The sequence below is a fragment of the Acinetobacter sedimenti genome, assembly GCF_022601685.1.
Taxonomy (GTDB): domain Bacteria; phylum Pseudomonadota; class Gammaproteobacteria; order Pseudomonadales; family Moraxellaceae; genus Acinetobacter; species Acinetobacter sedimenti.
Genome location: NZ_JAKUML010000003.1, coordinates 32,651 through 51,775 on the forward strand (window position 1 = coordinate 32,651; position 19,125 = coordinate 51,775).

Consider the following 19,125-nt stretch of genomic DNA (forward strand, 5'->3'; position numbering starts at 1 on the left):
GTGATGCGGTTTTTTGATTGGAAGGTTAAGTTAATCTAGGATCAGATAAAAAGCAGAATCTTTTAGGTAAGTTCTTGCTGTTTATACGCATAAGTCGGGATTAACCTTCGGTTCGACCTACTTTCCTTTCGGGGAAAGTAGGCAAAGCCATTTTGTCAGTCGCAAACTCGGGCATATATCAAAATCAATCTGACACCTTGAAGAACGTCACTTTACCAACAATGTCCTGTCCTCGAACAATGCGACTGACGTTCCCACGTATCAGATAATATTTACTCGTCGTATAACAAACTAAGATTTATTCAGCCAACGCAATTTCAATCGCTTCTAAAAGACGTGGGTCTTCGGCAGTAATGTCAGGTGCAAAACGTGCGATGACTTCACCACGACGATTGACAAGAAATTTTTCAAAATTCCATAGCACTTCAGGTTTTGGATTAGGTGTTAAACCATATTCCACCAGATCATCCCACCACGGTCCTTCGCCGATACGCTCAGGTTGAGTTTCAATCAATGCTTGATACAACGGATGTTTATCATCACCTGCAACAGAAATTTTTGAAAATAACGGAAACGTCACATCATAACTGACAGAACAAAACTCTTGAATCTCTGCATCGCTACCGGGTTCTTGTTCGAGAAAGTTATTGGCAGGGAAGCCTAAAATTTCTAAACCTTCTGCTTTTTTTAAACGATATAGTTTTTCCAAAGCTTCATATTGTGGCGTTAGACCACACTTCGAAGCGACATTGACGATCAACGCCACTTTGCCTTGATAATCTGCAAGCGTTGCAGTCGCACCACCCATTTTCTGAAAAGCGATGTTTTGAATCGTACTCATCTCGTGCTCATTCCATGATGTTGGTCAATGAAGTGAAACCATCACAAGGTGTGATGACTTCATCTTCAACACAATATCTTCAATGCAAATTCTTTATGATTATTGTGCTGCTTCTACAGGTGCAGTTTCAGTATTTGCAGCTTCTGCACTTGGTGCTGCAGTTTCAGCACCTTGAGCTACCGCGCTGTTTGCACCTTCAATTTTGGCATAGATCGCTTGGCTCAGCGTAATTAGCTCTTGCTGTGCTTTCATGGCTTTTTCTTGTAATGGTTTTACTTTTTCAATATCAAGCTTTTCAGGATCAGTTTGGATCACAACTTCACTCATTTCAATGCTGATCAAGCTATTTTCAATCATTTTTTCACGAAGTTCATTGGCTTCCGAGCTCTTTAATTCGATTGCACGAAGTTCTTTGTTACTTGTTTCAACAAAAGCTTTGAGCTCTGGAAAAAGTTTGTCAATTTCAGCTTTGTTTTTCTCTTGCATCGCAGCTTCCATACGTTGTCCAAGCTCACGAGATTTTGGCTCTTGTGTTGCACCGTAGGCTTGCAGTTTATCAATGTCGGCTTGGATATCCGTTGGATTATCTGTTGATAGTTTTGCAGGCTTAGCCACTTGCGCAGTCGCAGCACTTTCACCTTGTTTTACTTCGGTAACTGGTTTTGAACATGCGGTAAAAGCTGCCATTGAAGCGACTAAAGCAAGTAATGTTAATTTTTTCATTTGTTTATCCATATATTTGATCTAATTGATCATCTTGTCGTGGGTTGGCTGTATCAAAGATCGTGCAAAACAAGAACTCGATACAGCATGTTTAAGATGCGGTTACTATATCTGAAAGTAGATCAAACTTACGAATACTATTTGCATCGTTTTGCTGTGAATACGTTAACTTTATATTTACTTTGGTCACAGCGGTGCCAATAATGTCTATCTGAAATTTTAGTTGTTTGTTTATTATGTCTTCAGCCGACCACAGCTCATTAATGTTACATCGCTATGTCTACTTATTGCCTCTGACAGCGGTCTTGGTTTGGGCGGTCAATATCGTGGTTACACGTTATGCCGTGGATTTGATTTCACCGATCAGTATTAGTTTTTATCGGTGGTTGATTGCTTTAGTTGTGCTAACACCATTTTGTTTACCCAAAGTCATTCGGCGCTGGGTTGATGTTCGTCCGCATTTACTACGCTTAGCTGTACTCGGCTTCTTTGGTATGGTGTGCTATCAGGGTTTGGCATATACCGCAGCGCATTATACGACAGCCACCAATATGGGCATTATCAATGCCTTTATTCCAATTTTCTCGATTCTGCTTAGTCTAGTGGTGTTGCAGATTCGCACAAGTGCGATGGCGTTGTTTGGTTCGATGATTTCGATCATTGGATTAGGGTACTTAGTGACGCAAGGGAATATTCAGCAATTGCTTCATGGGCAACATATTATTGGTGATTTGCTGATGATATTGGCGGTGATGTTGTATGCAGGCTATGGCGTGTTGTTGCAACATTGGAAGATTGCCTTGCCACTATCCATCATGTTGTACATGCAGATTTGTTTTGCGGTCGTGTTGCATCTACCATTTCTTTTGTACTTCGGCTTAGATGCTTTGAATGCGTCAAACCTTCCGCCTGTGCTCTACGCCGCACTTTTTCCATCTATAGTTGCGCCATTGGTATGGATGATGTCGATCCAAGCTTTAGGTTCGAATAAAAGCAGTGTATTTCTCAATTTGGCACCGATTTTCACCGCCATTATTGCCTATATTTTTCTCAAAGAACAATGGACAACGTATCACTCTATTGGCGGTATCCTGGTCTTGGTAGGGATTTTATTGGTACAGAAAAAGTGAATTAGAAAGGTTGAAAATACCTTTTTCTAAGCGCGTATCACTTGTCCAGTCACTGCATCAACAATACGACTTGGCTCAGGACTATCGCCTAATTCACCTGATAAAATTGCGACTTGATCAGAGAAATATTTTTGTACTTCAGATGCGCTTATCGCAGGAGAAAGTCCCGCAGGATTGGCACTGGTTGATACGACAAAATCATTTAAGCTTCGGCAAAGCTGTTGGCAGAGTGGGTGATTGGTGACACGAATCGCAACACGATCATGATCACCATAAATCCACGCAGGAATCTCACTATTGATCGGCAATAGCCAAGTATAAGCACGTTGATTTTGGGCTGATTTTTCCCATGATGCGATGATTTGATTACGTATCGTTGTATCAAGATCGGCAAGTAATGGCTCAACACGGTCAATATTTTCACTGAGTAGAATGACGCCTTTTTCGATCGGGCGTTGTTTCAGTTTGAGAATCTTTCGAAAAGCATCTTCTTGGCGTGGATCACAGCCCAATCCCCAAACCGCCTCAGTCGGGTAGGCGAGGACATCGCCTTGTTTTAAGGTGTATATGGCTTGTTCAAGATTGATAGTTTGCATAGTTCGCACAAGAAGTAAAAGTACTTTCGGTTAGCGCACAATATAGGCGTTAGCAACGCAGGTAGCGACCTGCATGTTGACGGCATGCGCCGAGGAGTTCTAATTCTACCAAAGCCACGTTCAGTTCGCTGATGGAAGTTTGTACACGTGTTGCGAGTTCATCAATCGATAATCCAACCCAATCCAACTCTGCGTAAAGCTTGGCGAGATGTGCAGGAATTTCAACCTGCGTAGGAATCACTTTTGTCTGCTGTGGAATGCTCTCTTGTCGCTGAGCCTTCTGGCTTTTTTCAAGCTGTATTGTCTTGTTAGATTGAGGTGTATCAAGCTGTGGATGGAAGGCGTTTAAGTCTTCGAGAAGCTGTTCAGGATGGTCAATCAGCGTTGCGCCTTCACGAATCAGCTGATGACAACCTTGATGAAACTGACTATATATATGCCCAGGAATGGCAAAGACGGATTTACCTTGATCAGCGGCGGTTTTTGCAGTGATCAGCGAGCCACTTTTAAAACCTGCTTCAACGACTAAGGTCGCTTCACTCAGTCCGCTAATAATGCGGTTGCGACGTGGAAAGTTTTGTTTGGCAGGCGGTGTGGCAGGGAAGAACTCAGTCACGATGGCACCGCCAGTATCGATGATCTTTTGCGAAAGTTGCTGATGCTCAGATGGATAGCATTGATCCAAACCTGTACCGATTACGGCAATGCTCTGACCTTGATGAATTGCGCCATGATGTGCTGCGGCATCAATGCCTATCGCAAGTCCGCTGGTCGTGTGATAGCCTCGACTGGCAAAATAACTAGAAAAATCATACGCCACTTGCGCACCGTGTGGGCTAGGTTTGCGACTACCGACAATGGCTATTTGCGATTGTTTTATTAAATCTTTTTGACCGCGGATAAATAAAATCGGTGGGCGATCTTCATAATGACTGAGTTGATCAGGATAATCGTCATTACCATCAAATAAAATATGTTCGCAATGGTTTTTGATGAGTTCAAAACGCTTTTCAAATTGCGCTTGACCTGAGTCGGTGTGAAAGTCTTTAAAACGTTCAATGTGGTTGGTATGAAGCTTTAGCTGTTGCCATTTTTCTAAATGTTTTAAATCTATGGCGTGTTCGGCATTTTGGAAAAGATGTAGTAATTTAAAATAGCTACTGACCGAATGATGTAAGATATACCAGAGTTTAAGTTTTGCGAGTTCAGAGTGGGAAAGTTTTTGAGGCATCTTATTTAAAATCGTTTTAATCGAGAATTGTTTGTTATTGAATTTTAATAATAAAAAACAGGTGATTAGACGAACCTAATCACCTGTCGATTGGATTTATTCTTCAGACATTGGTACAGCAAGTAGCGCGCCTGTTTTAACAGGTAAGCTACTGTCTAGGATGTACGCATAGCTGATCTGATCAAAAGTACGAAAAACTAAAGCATGACCAATACGTTGGTTTGGAAGCTGTAGATTTTCTTTGGTCTTCGGATCAACCGTTGTTTCACCAAGCTGATCAAGTGCAAAGACTTGCCCAACAGTCACACCTGCTTGTTGACCACGATTCAAAGCGACCACGCTGTGTTTGCCTGCTGTACCGATTGAACCCAGTACACGGACAACTTGACCGCCTTCCGCAACTGTATCGACTGGTACAGGATAGAATAATGTTGGCAACATTGGATCGTAGATGGGCATCAATAAATCACCTTTACGCACTTCGGCTTTATAGGTTTTATTGATTTCGAATGTACTAATGTCTTTGTCCACTTGCGTGACTAAGCCAGTTGCAACTTGAGTCAACTCAAGTGCAGCAATGTACTCTTTGCCATTTTCATCTTTTAGTTTGTACGGATCGCCTTGACGATAGATCGCATACGGCTGACCGATTTGTACGCCATTACCACGCACATAGATACGATCACCTTCAGCTGCGATGACACGGCGCTCAGTCATACCCACAACGTATGGAATATTCTCTAAAGTTTCAGGCGCAATAACGATATTACGTTCTAACCAATGACGAATTTCATCGAGTGGAATGACAGGAATCGCATTATTCAGTGATTCGACACGGATTTGCGGTGCAAGTGTTGTTGCGCCAGCACGGCGGAAAATCCCTTCACAACCATCGCCTTCATCACGACCAATAAGCGTACGTCCATCAAGTGTACAAAGTAATAAACGATCACCTGGATAAATCAAATGTGGATTACGGACATGCTTATTGCTCGCCCAAATCTCTGGCCAACGCCACGGTTTTGTTAAAAAGCGTCCAGAAATATCCCACAAAGTATCGCCTTTTTTGACGATATAGACATTTGGTGCATCACCACGTAGAGAAGGTGGCGTTGGATTTTTTGCTTGTGCTTCCACTGCAACACCCAATCCGAGCCCAACACTCATGGCAACTGCCAGTACACCCCGTTTCAAAGCCGTCGTCATGCTTGTTTGGTTGTGCAAAACTTTTGTCATTATCATAATCCCTAATAATGTGTTTGTAATTCGGCTATAATGTTACCCGATACAAACGCCCCCTAGTGAAGTAAATATATCATTTTAGATATTTGCTTTACCAATGGCAACTGTGAGGACCATATGGCACTGCTACCTATTTTAAGTTTTCCCGATCAACGATTACGCACCATTGCTAAGCCTGTCGAAGACGTCAATGACGACATTCGTCAGCTTGCGTCTGATATGTTTGAAACCATGTATGCCGCTCCTGGCATTGGTTTGGCTGCGACACAGGTGGATCGTCATATTCAGTTGATCGTGATGGATCTGTCTGAAAACAAAGATCAGCCTATGGTATTCATCAACCCCAAAGTCACACCACTGACTGAACAAACAGCACCTTACGAAGAAGGCTGTCTTTCGGTTCCTCAAATATACGATAAAGTTGAGCGTCCGTCACGTGTAAAAATCGAAGCTTTGAATTTAGATGGTGAAAAATTTGAAATTGAAGCCGAAGATTTACTTGCAGTATGTATTCAGCATGAGATGGATCACTTAAATGGTAAGCTGTTTGTCGATTATCTTTCACCGCTGAAACGTCAACGTGCACGTGAGAAGGTTGAAAAGTTTGTCCGTCAACAGCAAAAGCAAAAAGTGCCTGCAAAACGCTGATTCAGTTATTTAGGCGTAAAGAACAAAAAATACGACGAATAAAAAAACTGCCACGAGGGCAGTTTTTTTATGTGTAGATAAATTGCTTAGAGTTAATCTGAAGCGGACTGATAAGGATCAATCTTGTTGATCCGCACTCGATCAATCTTATGTCCATCCATAGTCAAAATATCAAAACGGAAACCATCTGCTTCGATACTTTCGCCATCGCTTGGAACACGTCCAAAATGCCACAGTAAATAACCTGAAAGTGTAGAATATTCTTCATTATCATCGACGAGATCTTTATCAATCAAGATCGACACATGACGAATATCGCTTGAACCGTCGAGCATCCATACACCTTCTTCGAGCACTTCGGCATCAGGGAGGATGTCGTCCTCATCATCAGGGAACTCACCTGCGATCGCTTCTAAGATGTCGATCGGTGTAGCAATTCCTTCGATTGAGCCGTATTCATTGAGGACAATGGCGATTTGCATTGGCGCATTACGCAACTGTTCCATCAAGGTCAAAACTTTGAGGTTTTCATGCACTACCAAAGGCTGACGCAGATTTTCTTCGATACGAATCTCGCCTGTTTCAAGCAAGTCATTCATCACTTTGTGGGTCAGTGCAACACCTGCAAGATTATCCAAGTTGTCCTGTGCGATGAGAATTCGTGAGTGTCCAATAGCAAGCAATTGCTCTTTGAGGTCAGGATCATTTAGATCAAGCCATTCCAGATCAGGGCGTGGCGTCATGATGGATTTGACAGGACGTTCTGCAAGGGTCAATACACCATGAATCATACCTTTTTCTTCATCAGAGAACACATCATTGACAGAAGAATGGGTTGCCAAAATATCTGCAGTTTCAGAGAGATGCTCACCATCATGATGTTCAACATGTCGTCCACCCAATAAGCGGAGTACAGCCGAAGCCGTGCGAGAACGCAAATCGGTGGTGGTGATCATTTTCTCACGGTTACGTTTGGTCGCTTGGTTGATGGCTTCGATCAATACTGAGAAGCCAATCGCAGCGTACAAGTAACCTTTTGGAATGTGGAAGCCGAAACCCTCGATCACGAGCGAGAAACCGATCATGAATAAGAATGCCAAACACAGAATCACGACGGTTGGATGCTTATTGACGAAGTTCATCAATGGCTTAGATGCAATAAACATGATGATCATGGCAATTGTTACCGCAATCACCATCACAGACAGGTGTGGTACCATTCCCACCGCAGTGATTACACTGTCTAGCGAGAACACGGCATCAAGTACAACGATCTGCGCTATCACCATCCAAAAAGATGCGTGAACAACATTTTCTTCTTTGGCTTCTATCTTGCCTGCGATGCGCTCATGGATTTCCATCGTGGCTTTAAATAATAAGAAAATACCACCAAAAATCAGAATTAAATCTCGCCCTGAGAAGCCGTAACCAAAGACCGTAAACAAATCATCAGTCAAGGTCATGACCCATGAAATGGAGAATAACAAGACAATTCGCATACCCAATGCCAAACTTAAACCAAGTCGGCGTGCGTTATGTCGTTGTTCAGGCGGAAGCTTCTCTGCCAAGATGGCGATAAAGACGAGGTTGTCGATACCAAGGACAATTTCAAGAATGATCAGCGTGGCTAAGCCGACCCAAGCAGACGGATCGGACATCCATTCAAAAATCATGCGCTTGCCTCCTTAAAAAACGGAGTGCACAAGGCAGTATCCCATTGGTTTAAAAAATTATTATTGATCAACATAAAATTATCACAGTAAAAGTGACAACATCGACTACTCATATAAACTTTTGAAGTGGTGAAAGATGTGTTCAGTATATGCAAGTCTGCGTGTGATTTCATTAAAAATTGTTGCGAAATATTGTGTTAAAAATGCACAAAATCGGCGAGTTTCATAAAATTTTCATAAAGTCTATACAAGCTAAGCCCTGACATGCGTATACTGAAAATGAAATAGGAGATGGAGAATGAATAATATGGTGCGAGAACAACACCAAGAAATGAAAAGTGCAGAAGCCACAACTACAGAATCAAAGAACCAAGTTAAACAAGCTGAAAAGATTGCTACACAAACCTTGATTGCACTCTACTGCGGCTCACGTGCAGGCAATAAACCGATCTATCAACAGTCCGCAATTGCACTTGCCAAAGAACTTGCTGAAAATGGCTTTGGTGCAGTCTATGGGGGTGCAAGTATTGGTCTGATGGGACAAATTGCCGACACCGTCCTTGAATATGGCGGTGAAGTGGTTGGTGTGATTCCTGAGTTCATGTTGGATTATGAAATTGCCAATGAAAAACTCACGGAGCTTCATGTGGTCGATACTATGCACACCCGTAAAGCCATGATGGCAGAACGTGCAAGCGCCTTTATTGCCTTGCCAGGTGGTTTAGGAACTTTTGAAGAAATCTTAGAAGTCGCAACTTGGGGACAGCTCAATCAGCATCAAAAACCAATCATGATTTTTAACGTGAATGGCTATTACGACACATTAATTGCACAGCTTGATCATGCAGTGGAAGAAGGTTTTTTACCGTTGCATCATCGTGCCAAAGTCTTGTTATGTAACGATATCCAACAAATTCTAGACGTACTTGAAAATTTAAACTGTCCAAGTGAGTTTGCGATTTAAGCTTAAATTTTTGATATAAAAATGCCATCAGATAAGATGGCATTTTTTGTGTTGCATTGGCTGAAATTCGGCTTAACCAATCCAATTATTAATATGTTGATATAACCACGGTAAGCCTGTCGCCAAGAGAATACTAACGGCTAAACCGAGTAAAAGTTTCATGGCATCTTTACTGATATTCCGTGCGGTATAGCGACTATCGACGGTGACCATATGCATCGAAATGGCAAACTCACGTCCTGCAAGTAAACCTAAGAATACCCAAGTGGTACTCATTGGAATATTGCTCCATTCCTTAAATACAAGCAGAATCAAGGCATAAATAAAGTCGATAATGGTGGCGGCTCGAATGTCTTCTACACCAGTTTTGGTATTGATAATATTTTGAATCGCACCGCCACGTTGATAGAAAATCACGCCCATCAACACCACAAAAGTCGCCACCGCAAACAGCATAAACTCAAAAGGTACTTGGCGTGGCACATAAACAAAGATGTTTGCCAAATCCTGAATCAGCCATTGACTCCATAAGAAGGCAGTTGCTCCCCATTGCAACACGATCCAAAAGCGAGTTGGGGATTCGTGCTTGGTTTCGGAGAAATAGACGGTGACTTTACGGATCACAAAGCGGTACACCAAGATCGCTACTACAAATGCGACAGCGTAGCCCATCACCGACTTGGTGAGCATGCTACTTAAACTACTTGGTGAAAAAATGGTGAGAACGAGAAAAGTGGTACTGACAGGAATGCCATATTTGGTGAGAATAATCAGAAGAATCGGTGGCACAATATATAGCCACGACATACCACCTTCGGGATAGGGAATGGTTTCTAAACGACCATAGGCAGCATCCCCAATACCTGAAGCCCACCAACCATAAAGCAAAACAATTGCTAAAATAGTACTGGCGAATAACCACAGCACCCACCACGGGCGATGCGAATTTGATGAAATAAACGTCCCTAAGGTTTGCGGAACATCATTACCGACGATGGAATATGCCGCTAAGCAAAATCCAACAATCATCAATAATTCAATTGACATGGTACATTCCCTTGTGGGGTAACTGTTGTAGCCTAAAAAAGCAAAGATGACTTCGTTTGGAAGTCAATATTGCAAAAATGTGTCTATTTTATGAAAGTTTGATGACAATATCATCTAAATATTTTACTTTTTATAAATAATTCTTAAAAAGTATAATATTTCAATAGCTTGAGTATTTTTATACTTAAGGGAGATAAACTTGACTGTGATTAATATTTATTGCCATTTATTTGTTATCGGTGTGTGTAGGCCAATTTGTGTCGCATAGCTTGCTGCTGCTGCTCGAGATGAAATATTTAGCTTTTGGTAAATTGATTTGATATGTGATGCGACGGTACATTCAGCAATATTAAGCCTCTCAGCCACTTCATGATTTCTTAAACCTTGACTAATCTGTATCAGCACTTCTTTTTCGCGATCAGTTAAGATGCACGGCGCTGTATGGCTAGGGGGGGTTTGATAAAAATGATACATTAATCTCCTTGCTATGGATGGAGATAATGCAGGGATACCTTGTAATAATTGTTGTAATTGCTTAATGATTAAAGGTTCTAATTGGTCTTTCATCATATAGCCGTCAGCACCTTTTGACAAAGCGGTTATTACTTGCTCATCATCTCCGATTGCGCTAATAATCACACATAAGGTATTGTTTGTTTGTTGTTTTATTTTCGAGATCAATTCAACGCCTGTTCCATCAGGAAGTTTGAAGTCGATCAATGCAATATCAAACTGATCCAATGTGATTAAATGCAACGCTTCTTTTAGTGTGTTGGCAGTTTTGATAGCTGTCGTAGGAAATGCTGTGTTGGCAATGTTTTCTAGCCAAACTTGAGTATGGATTTGATCTTCTAAAATCAAAACATTCATGCGTGCTGTGCTCCGTCTAGTGGAAGTTCGGCATAAATCGAAAAACCAGGGAAGAGGTTGGTATATGTGATATTTCCACCGAGTGATTTCGCTCGTGTTCGCATATTTTGTAACCCATGTCCTTCTTGGTAGTCTTGTATTTCATGATTTGATGCTGGGACTCCTTGCCCATTGTCTTTAATCGTTAGCTGAATACTTTGCTGTTGAATATTAATAAATACAGATGCTTGTGTAGCATTCGCATGCCGAATAATATTATGACTAGCTTCTCGTATAATAGATCTCAGGCTATGCATTAATTCGATAGGAGCATGAATATTGCTATCACCGAAAAGTTGCCACTCAAGCTGGATATTAACTATCTCTAATTGTTGAGATGTTTCTTGTCTTAGATTGGCGAGTAACTCATCCAAAGCATGAATACTCTGAAGGTTATTATTGATAATTTGTCTAAGATCCATCAGTGTGGTTCGAATCATTTCATTTTTATGCGCATTTTCAGTTTGATGTAGTGCGCTTACGAGTTGTGAACCAACATTGTCATGAAGGTCACGACTGATACGTTTTCGCTCTTCGATAGTGCCTGCTTCATAGGCTTGTCGAGCATTTAAGGCATATTTTAACATTTCACAAATTTCATTAGCATCCTCAATATCTTGGCTTGAAAACAATCTACGTCCTTGCCCAGCGTATTGAATGGTGAGGGCAGGTAATTCTTCAATAGCTGGGATATGTAGGCTCAAGCCATCTTGTGTAATTTTGACGGAGTCAATTTGATTATCTATTAAAATATTGAGTGGTTGATATTGATTTTGGAAAAGTTCAGTCCATTGGTTTTGATAATTTTGATCTTGGCTAGACAAGGCGATGTTGATAATTTTTTTAAATTGATGCGATTGATTTTCATTACCTTGCTTTAGTAGTTTTTCCCAAATCCAAATACGCATTGGCAAGATTAGAATGCCGACGAAGACGACAGAAAAGACAAGAGAGTGTTTCGGCGCCATATGGAGCACATTGATTAATGCGATATCCATTAATAAAAGCACAACGATGGCTACCAACAGCAAAATTGTACGACCCCACCAGCGATCAAGTTCAAATAGTCTGTAACGGAGAATACCTAATGCTAATCCAATATAGACCATCAAAATCAATAAAAAGGCATAACCTTGTAGAGCAGACGTATCAATGCCAAACAAAGTTGGTAATAAAATGAATATTGCAAATAAAGAAATACCAAAAATCCATGACAATAAAAACCATTGTAATGCTGCACGCTCAACAGGATTTCGTTTTGAGAACTGCCAATGTAAGATGGTTAAGCCAAGAGAGCAGATTAATCCAATCATGACAAGGATTCGTCTAGCAAAACTCATGTCTACAAAGAATCCACGTTGTTGTGCGATAAACCATATGACATATATGGAAATAACTAAGAAACCAAGCCAAGTAGGTGCTATTTTTCGTGGGTAGTACAAGAGGAGTGCGATAAAGCATGCAATATAGAGGCTACCGCCAAAAAAATTATAATCACTTAAAAATTGAAATAAATTGGCGTCAATTGCTAGTTCACGAGTGGTGTAGACTGCTGCAAAAGTAGTAAATAGTAAGGTTGAAAACCCAGATAATAGTAAATAACGTGCCGCTATAGTATTGGTTCGGAACGCAAAAATTGCAGCAGTAATAAGCCATGATGTGATTCCAACAAAAATCTGAATCCAAAAGGACACATCAAGGCTAAGAATCGGTCGGACAGGCGCAATAGGGAGCTCTAAACTTTCTTGATTGACAAAGGTCAAAGTCAGATGCTCGTTATTTTTTAAGATAGTATGGATTTGTGCTTGGCGATTGAGAAAATGCCGATAATCTGCGTAGGTTTTCATTGTACTATCGGGTTCGATCGTCAAATCCACACTTTGCAGTTGGATTTCACCAGTAGAACTTGAAATTGATAGAACAGCATTTTCTTTGAAATGCTGAGGCATATGAGGTGTTTTTATCTCTTTGATAATGACAGATTGTTCATGTGGACTGAATACGAGCCCCAAATAGGGTTGTCTAATTGCAAGCAATAAAATAATGCTCACCCACAACACAGCAAAAAGAGTTGCAAAGTACAAAATTGTAGTCGGCGACATGCGTGCGACAATCTTCATTTACGTCCCCGTGACCAGTGCCACCTCCAACCTACACAGATTGAATCCCTGCACTAGTATCTATTGATTTTTTATTGAGTAATATCCCCTATTCTAGGGATAGCGCATTATTAATATTTACATGATTATAAAATAAGAAAACATCTACTAACAGAAAAAAGTTGAGTTCTACAACATTGGAGATAAAAAATGGATACTAAGACTGTGATAGAAAGCACATTAAAGCCACTAAGCTTATGTGTGCTCTTGGCGTTAGGTGGTTGTTGGTTCGATGGTAGTAGTTCGGGAAAGAACTCTGGTGAGAATCAGCAAGATTCAGAAAATAATTCTGGTGAAAATGAAGAAACGGTTAAAACAACAAAGCTAGAAGGAACGACAGCGGTAGGAGCACCTTTGGTAGGGGCGAATATCAATCTCAACTGTGCAGGGTATGCAAAACAAAATGCAACGACGACTAATTCTACTGGTCAATGGAGTTTTGCGGTGCCGACAGCGAATTTACCTTGCGTGGTGAGTGCGACAGGCGGAACAGCAAATGGTGCGACCAACCAGCAAGCGCTATACACATTAAGCCTAGCTAACCAAACAAATGCCAATATTACTCCGATAACAAGTTTGGCGTTGGCACATGCGGCAAATGCAGCACTAGGCATGACACTACAAGAACTTGCACAGACGAGTAATCTAGATTTCCAAAAATTGAATGGGCAGATTAATGCTTCAATGGAAAAATTGAAACAAGATTTGCTTGCCAAAGGGTATAGTTATCCAAGTACCGCAAACTTCAACCCATTGATTACTCCGTTTGCACCGCAAGCAGGTAATGCATATGATGATTTACTTGAAGCACTGATGACGGCAGCGCAAGCGGCGAATACATCATGGAATACGTTATTGTCTACCTATGCTGCTGGAGGAAGCTTGCCAACAGTAAGTTCGAATACAGGCGGGAATAATAATGGTGGAAATAATAATGGTGGCAACACAAATAACCCAATACGAGAACTAGGTTTGGCGACATTGAGCGGTTATAGCACAGCCAATCAATCAGATTTCTTCGCAGGCGTAAAAGGCACCTATCCTGTCGCAATTTATAGAGCACCGGCTGGCAAAGAAAGTCAAATTGGAGAAGGGTCACTGTCTATAAGTGGAACAGTAGATAACTGGTCAATGCAACTCAAAGCGGCTGATGGCACGATTATTAGCTCATTGAATAGCAATGATGTATTTATTGATATGCTAACGCCTTTTGTAGGGCAGGTGTTCTTAAATGGTGGAACCACACCAGATAAGTATTTAAGTACCTACATTAAAGCAAATGGCTTTATTGAAGGTGTAGCCGGTGGGCAATATGAATATGGATTCCGCAATAATATCGTCAGCTATGGTGAAAAAGTCCCTGCTGTATTCAATCATTTGGCTGGCAAATGGCAAGGTAAAACTGCTGCCACACTATGTGGTGTGAACGATGTCAATATTGAAATTGGTAATGCAGGCAAAGTGAGTACTTCAGGTACTGATGATGTGAAATGTACTGCGAGTAGCTTGGAATTGACTTGGGATGGTAATGACGACTATATCGAAAAAAGTGATAGTACTTATAATATCTATCTCGATAGTAAGCCAGACGGTACTGGAAAGGCTAAAACGATTCGTCTTGGTGTAAATACTCTAGATCAAGTGCCGAGCCAAATTAGCGCATCAACCAAAGTATCAGGTGGATCTTTCAATACCAAAAATGCGGTGATTGATGATGGTGGTAACAACACTGGCGGTAATACTGGTACGGACGTCGAGTTTACCGCGGCAGAGCTTGCGGCTAAGTCTAAGTTGGGTGGATTAGGAGGGGCAACTGGTGTGGTGGATGGAGCGACGACATTTACTTATTTTAAAGCTCGTTCTTTTAGTAAAACGACCGATCCATATTTCATTATTGACTACCGAGCAGAAGATGGTAAGGGCGATTGGAATATTGCTTTCCCGACAAAATCAGGTACATATCCTTGTGCGGAAGACAGCTCGTTAGCAAACTCACCATATAATGGAGCTCAAAAAGCGTTATTATCCTTAAATCTCACAACCACGGGTGTTGCTAGAGGGTCGGCTGTTTCAGGTGGTTCTTGTACTGTGAAAGTCAAGATCACAGATACTGCAGTTGAAGGTGTGTTTAGTGGGACATTGAGTAGCTTTCTTGGAGCAAAGAATGTGATTAGTGCAGGATATTTTTATCATCCACTTGCAAAGTAAGTCCACATGAAAATTTAACAAATAGGTCGCAATGTAGCAGTTGCGACAACACTTAGCGAACTCAACTATTCTTCTGTGAAATATTTATAACGAAAGATTGAAGATTAGTTGAGTTTTTTTATACATTTTATAGTTTCGATTCTCTGTAAAAGAATCGTGTGTCGAAGGTAAAATAGCAACCCATAGGTTGCTATTCATTTTTAGATGATTAAGTATTTGAAATAAAATTCATTTTTAGTGAAATTATTTCAATGTAATTTGGTAAACCGCAGTCGTTCCACTCACTTCATTCCCCACGATTAAAAGCGGTATACCTGTCGGTGATTTTTTACCTGATACGAACGTTAAGCCTTCTGGACCTAGATCGCCCGCTTCGCCATTTTCATGTCGTTCTTCCGTCGCATCAACTTTGCGAGTGTTAATGTATTGGATGAATTCAGGCGCTTTCGGGTTGCTAACATCATAAACTATGACACCGCCGACACGCTCTAAGCCAACAAAGACAAAAGTCTTTTCACCGATTTTACCGACGGTAACGCCTTCAGGTTCTGGACCTTTATTATCACTGCGGTCTTTAACAGCAACCGACTCGTGGTCTGAGTTAAAGAGTTCAGGATGGAGTTCAGCGATTTTCTTCTCGATTTGATCACCTGAATCCCAAACTTGCACACCATGTTCATCCCAAATACTGAATGAACGACCGCCGAAGCTATATAGTTTGTTGTAGGTCATGTAGCCATTGTCATCAAGGATTGGCGTGCCATCAGTATTTTTCAAATAGCCCATGTTCCAGATGATATTTAGACGACCTAAATTTTCATCGTCACGGCAGGTATTACCACAATAGCCAAATACAGAGCTATCGAGTTTTGCACCTTTGGCTAGAGCATTGAGCTGTGCAGGCATGTCATCGCCAAGACGGCGTGCAAAACCATCTTTGTGCACAAGATGCTTCATGCGAAGCTCATCCATAAAGCCTTTGCTCGTGTCACCATTGTAGTAAGCATCTTCGTCACTGATCCATTCACGTGCATCGCCTTCATTGGCTGTGACAAGATAAGTTGCGCCATCCACGTCATAGCTTGTGATTGCATCAGGCATATATACGCCGTATACGCCTGCCCAAGTTTGGATATTGACCACGCCGTCATCGCTTGCATCAATCCCTTGACCTGCAACACCATGATCTTTAAAGCCTAAAGGTAAAACGTCCGTGACAGTCGCTGTGGCAAGATCGACTTTTGCAAGTGCATTGTTCTCTTGCAAAGTCACCCATGCAGTTTTGCTGTCGCTAGAGATGGTGATGTATTCAGGTTCTAAGTCTTGTGCAACGCTTGCATTTGGACCATAAATACGTACACCAGTTTCAATTAATTGTGCTTTTTTGTCGTTAAATGAGCTAAAGTCTGCTGTGCGTACAGTTGGCTTACTAATGTCAGTGACATCAATAATGCTGATTGAGCCTTCAGGATCAACCGTGTAACCGTCATTTGGTTCACCTTCATTGGCAACCAAAACATTTTTGCCATCTGGACTAAAAGTGACCATATCAGGCAATGCGCCAACTGGTACAGAGCTAATGAAGCTTAAATCAGATGCTTTATAGAACGCCACCAAGCCTGTATCCGTTTTGGTTGGCGCTTGAACGGCAAGTGCAACGATACCGTTATATGCCGCAACACTGTTCACTTCAGAATCAGCCAAAACAGCACGTGCGGAGAGTTCGCCAATATGGGTTAAATTCGCCATATCGCTACCATCAAGCACATCGACTAAACCTTTCTTGGCATTCACCGTAAAGATACGTTTTGACTCAGGATCAAATGCAGTGATCTCTGCCGCACTTTCTGCAAACACACCTGATGCATAACGACCTAATAGGCTAAGTTCAATACTTTCAGGTGTTATTTCGGTTTGTTCTTCGGGTTGCTCTGATGCGTTATCGTCATCATTACATGCGGTAAACAGCATTGATACGCTTAAGCTCATCGCTAAGCAGAGCACTTTTTTGTTTAATAAATTGGTATTCAACAACATTAATATTCCCCATTAATTGCATAGTTAAAATAAAATCAATCTATGCTAGGAATGCGCTGTGTCATTTACATGACTTTTTGATGACAAACATATGACAATGACGATTAGTTCTTAAATAATCATAAAGCCTACATATGATTAATGTTTTAAAGCTGTAATTTTCAACACAGCAATTTGAACCGTAGCGGTTCTGAAATGAGCAAGGTAAACTGTGTTTCTTATGCTTCAAATTTCAATAGTCAATTTTTAATATCAGTTAGTGATTCAATGTCATCCAATTCATCAGCAAAACAATCTGCTAGAACATTAGCCCATAAAAGCAAAGTTGCTCCTGAATATCGAGTGATTTTGTGGTTGGCTGCACTTGGCTTTTTTATGCAGGCGTTGGATGCAACCATTGTCAATACCGCATTACCGAGTATTGCCTATAGTCTGAATGTTGATCCTTTGCAGATGCACAATGTGGTGATCGCTTATGTGTTGATGGTGGCGGTATTTATTCCCGTGAGTGGTTGGTTGGCAGATCGCTTTGGTATTCGCAATGTGTATTTAGCAGCGATCACTATTTTTACTGTGGCATCTTTAGGCTGTGCGCTCTCGCAAACTTATAGCCAGTTGATTATTGGGCGTGTATTTCAGGGCATTGGTGGCGCATTTTTACTGCCTGTTGGTCGTCTTGCATTGCTTCGGATTTTACCGAGAAATCAATTCCTTGCGGCGATGAGTTTTATCTCCATTCCAGGTTTGGTTGGTCCTTTGATTGGTCCGACACTTGGCGGTTTTATGGTGGAATATGCCACGTGGCATTGGATATTTATGATTAATCTACCGATCGGTATTTTGGGTTTTATCCTGACGTGTACGCACATGCCGAATGTCAAATTGGAAAATTTGCCACGCTTTGATTATTTTGGGTTTGTTTATTTGATCATCATGATGGTGGCACTCACTTTCGGCTTGGAACGATTGTCACAAGGTGGTTGGTCGATTGCTACGGTGCTTGCGATTTTAGCTTTAGGTGTGTTTGCCGGTCTAATCTACACATGGCATGCACAGCGTGATCTACGTGCGATTTTCCGCCCTGATTTATTCACAGATATTCGCTTTCGTATTGGTATTTTGGGGAATATTTTTACTCGACTCGGCAGTGCCAGTATGCCGTTTATCATACCGCTGATGCTGCAGTTGGCGATGGGTTTTAGTCCATTACACGCAGGTTTGATGCTTGTGCCTTTGGTCTTTGGTTCGATACTGATTAAAAATTTTGCCACAAAGATGATTCAGCGTTTTGGCTATTATCGAGTATTGGTGGTGAATACCATTTTGGTCGGGCTAGGGATTATGAGTTTTGCATGGTTGGATGCGCATTCAAATATTTATACGCAATGTTTGCATCTGTTTGCTTTTGGTTGTGTCAACTCGATGCAGTTCACGGCGATGAATACTTTGACTTTAAAAGATTTAAGCAAAGCACAGTCGGCGAATGGCAATAGTTTATTATCCATGGTCATCAATGTCTGCATGAGTATGGGTGTGGCATTGGTCGGCGTGCTTTTACATCTGTTTGAGAAAATCGGCGTAGGGCAATCTACCTTGTGGTCGTTTCAGCAGACTTTTATCATCTTGGGTGCGATCACGATCTTGGCAAGTTTGGTATTTCGTCAACTGCGTCAGTTTCGCCTGCAAGATCAAAATCATCCAGTTTCATAACTCGGCT

Annotated in this window: 15 protein-coding genes; 5 read left to right on the plus strand and 10 right to left on the minus strand. The window is 41.4% G+C overall.

Translation table 11 applies throughout. The features are described from left to right. Positions 1–298: 298 nt before the first annotated feature. Together MKI79_RS02180 and MKI79_RS02185 are read right to left on the minus strand one after the other, a co-directional pair. Complete coding sequence (locus MKI79_RS02180) at positions 299–841, minus strand: glutathione peroxidase (protein WP_241570434.1); 543 nt, start codon at positions 839–841, stop codon at positions 299–301. A gap of 99 nt (positions 842–940) precedes the next feature. Then, positions 941–1,564, minus strand: coding sequence for a hypothetical protein (locus tag MKI79_RS02185; RefSeq protein WP_241570435.1), 624 nt, complete (start codon positions 1,562–1,564; stop codon positions 941–943). Positions 1,565–1,800: 236 nt separating this feature from the next. On the opposite strand from MKI79_RS02185, the gene MKI79_RS02190 reads away from it, so the two are divergent. Continuing rightward, positions 1,801–2,694: a DMT family transporter gene (locus tag MKI79_RS02190; protein ID WP_241570436.1), complete on the plus strand. Its 894-nt coding sequence runs from the start codon at positions 1,801–1,803 to the stop codon at positions 2,692–2,694. 26 nt (positions 2,695–2,720) lie between these two features. Here MKI79_RS02190 and MKI79_RS02195 read toward each other — a convergent pair whose 3' ends face one another. From MKI79_RS02195 to MKI79_RS02205, 3 genes are all read right to left on the minus strand, one after another. Then, positions 2,721–3,290 carry an L-threonylcarbamoyladenylate synthase gene (locus MKI79_RS02195; protein WP_241570437.1) on the minus strand — a complete coding sequence of 190 codons (570 nt, stop codon included), beginning with the start codon at positions 3,288–3,290 and terminating at the stop codon, positions 2,721–2,723. Between the two features lie 49 nt (positions 3,291–3,339). Beyond that, positions 3,340–4,521 (minus strand): DNA-processing protein DprA, encoded by a 1,182-nt coding sequence (gene dprA / locus MKI79_RS02200; protein WP_241570438.1) that lies wholly within the window; start codon positions 4,519–4,521, stop codon positions 3,340–3,342. A gap of 96 nt (positions 4,522–4,617) precedes the next feature. Next, positions 4,618–5,757, minus strand: a complete 1,140-nt coding sequence (locus tag MKI79_RS02205) for a LysM peptidoglycan-binding domain-containing protein (protein ID WP_241570439.1) — start codon at positions 5,755–5,757, stop codon at positions 4,618–4,620. A 123-nt stretch (positions 5,758–5,880) separates the two neighbouring features. On the opposite strand from MKI79_RS02205, the gene def reads away from it, so the two are divergent. Beyond that, positions 5,881–6,411: a peptide deformylase gene (gene def, locus MKI79_RS02210; RefSeq protein WP_241570440.1), complete on the plus strand. Its 531-nt coding sequence runs from the start codon at positions 5,881–5,883 to the stop codon at positions 6,409–6,411. 92 nt (positions 6,412–6,503) lie between these two features. Here the strand turns inward: def and MKI79_RS02215 are convergent, their stop codons facing one another. Further along, on the minus strand, positions 6,504–8,084 hold the full coding sequence (locus MKI79_RS02215; protein WP_241570441.1) for a TerC family protein: 1,581 nt from the start codon (positions 8,082–8,084) through the stop codon (positions 6,504–6,506). A gap of 331 nt (positions 8,085–8,415) precedes the next feature. On the opposite strand from MKI79_RS02215, the gene MKI79_RS02220 reads away from it, so the two are divergent. Beyond that, positions 8,416–9,048, plus strand: coding sequence for an LOG family protein (locus MKI79_RS02220; protein WP_241570579.1), 633 nt, complete (start codon positions 8,416–8,418; stop codon positions 9,046–9,048). A 72-nt stretch (positions 9,049–9,120) separates the two neighbouring features. Here MKI79_RS02220 and MKI79_RS02225 read toward each other — a convergent pair whose 3' ends face one another. The 3 genes from MKI79_RS02225 to MKI79_RS02235 all read right to left on the minus strand — a co-directional run bounded on the left by MKI79_RS02225 (position 9,121) and on the right by MKI79_RS02235 (position 13,124). After that, on the minus strand, positions 9,121–10,095 hold the full coding sequence (locus tag MKI79_RS02225; protein ID WP_241570442.1) for a hypothetical protein: 975 nt from the start codon (positions 10,093–10,095) through the stop codon (positions 9,121–9,123). Between the two features lie 216 nt (positions 10,096–10,311). After that, positions 10,312–10,965 (minus strand): LuxR C-terminal-related transcriptional regulator, encoded by a 654-nt coding sequence (locus MKI79_RS02230; RefSeq protein WP_241570443.1) that lies wholly within the window; start codon positions 10,963–10,965, stop codon positions 10,312–10,314. Further along, positions 10,962–13,124, minus strand: coding sequence for a sensor histidine kinase (locus MKI79_RS02235; protein WP_241570444.1), 2,163 nt, complete (start codon positions 13,122–13,124; stop codon positions 10,962–10,964). The genes MKI79_RS02230 and MKI79_RS02235 overlap by 4 nt, the downstream gene beginning before the upstream one ends. A gap of 189 nt (positions 13,125–13,313) precedes the next feature. Here MKI79_RS02235 and MKI79_RS02240 point away from each other — a divergent pair, with 189 nt between their 5' ends. After that, the gene (locus MKI79_RS02240) at positions 13,314–15,371 is read left to right on the plus strand and encodes a hypothetical protein (protein WP_241570445.1); all 2,058 of its coding nucleotides are present in this window, start codon (positions 13,314–13,316) and stop codon (positions 15,369–15,371) included. 243 nt (positions 15,372–15,614) lie between these two features. Here MKI79_RS02240 and MKI79_RS02245 read toward each other — a convergent pair whose 3' ends face one another. Next, a complete protein-coding gene (locus tag MKI79_RS02245) occupies positions 15,615–17,360 on the minus strand; it encodes a choice-of-anchor I family protein (RefSeq protein ID WP_241570580.1) in 1,746 nt (581 codons plus the stop codon). A 315-nt stretch (positions 17,361–17,675) separates the two neighbouring features. On the opposite strand from MKI79_RS02245, the gene mdtD reads away from it, so the two are divergent. Further along, positions 17,676–19,118, plus strand: coding sequence for a multidrug transporter subunit MdtD (gene mdtD, locus MKI79_RS02250; RefSeq protein ID WP_241570446.1), 1,443 nt, complete (start codon positions 17,676–17,678; stop codon positions 19,116–19,118). The last annotated feature ends 7 nt before the right edge of the window (positions 19,119–19,125 follow it).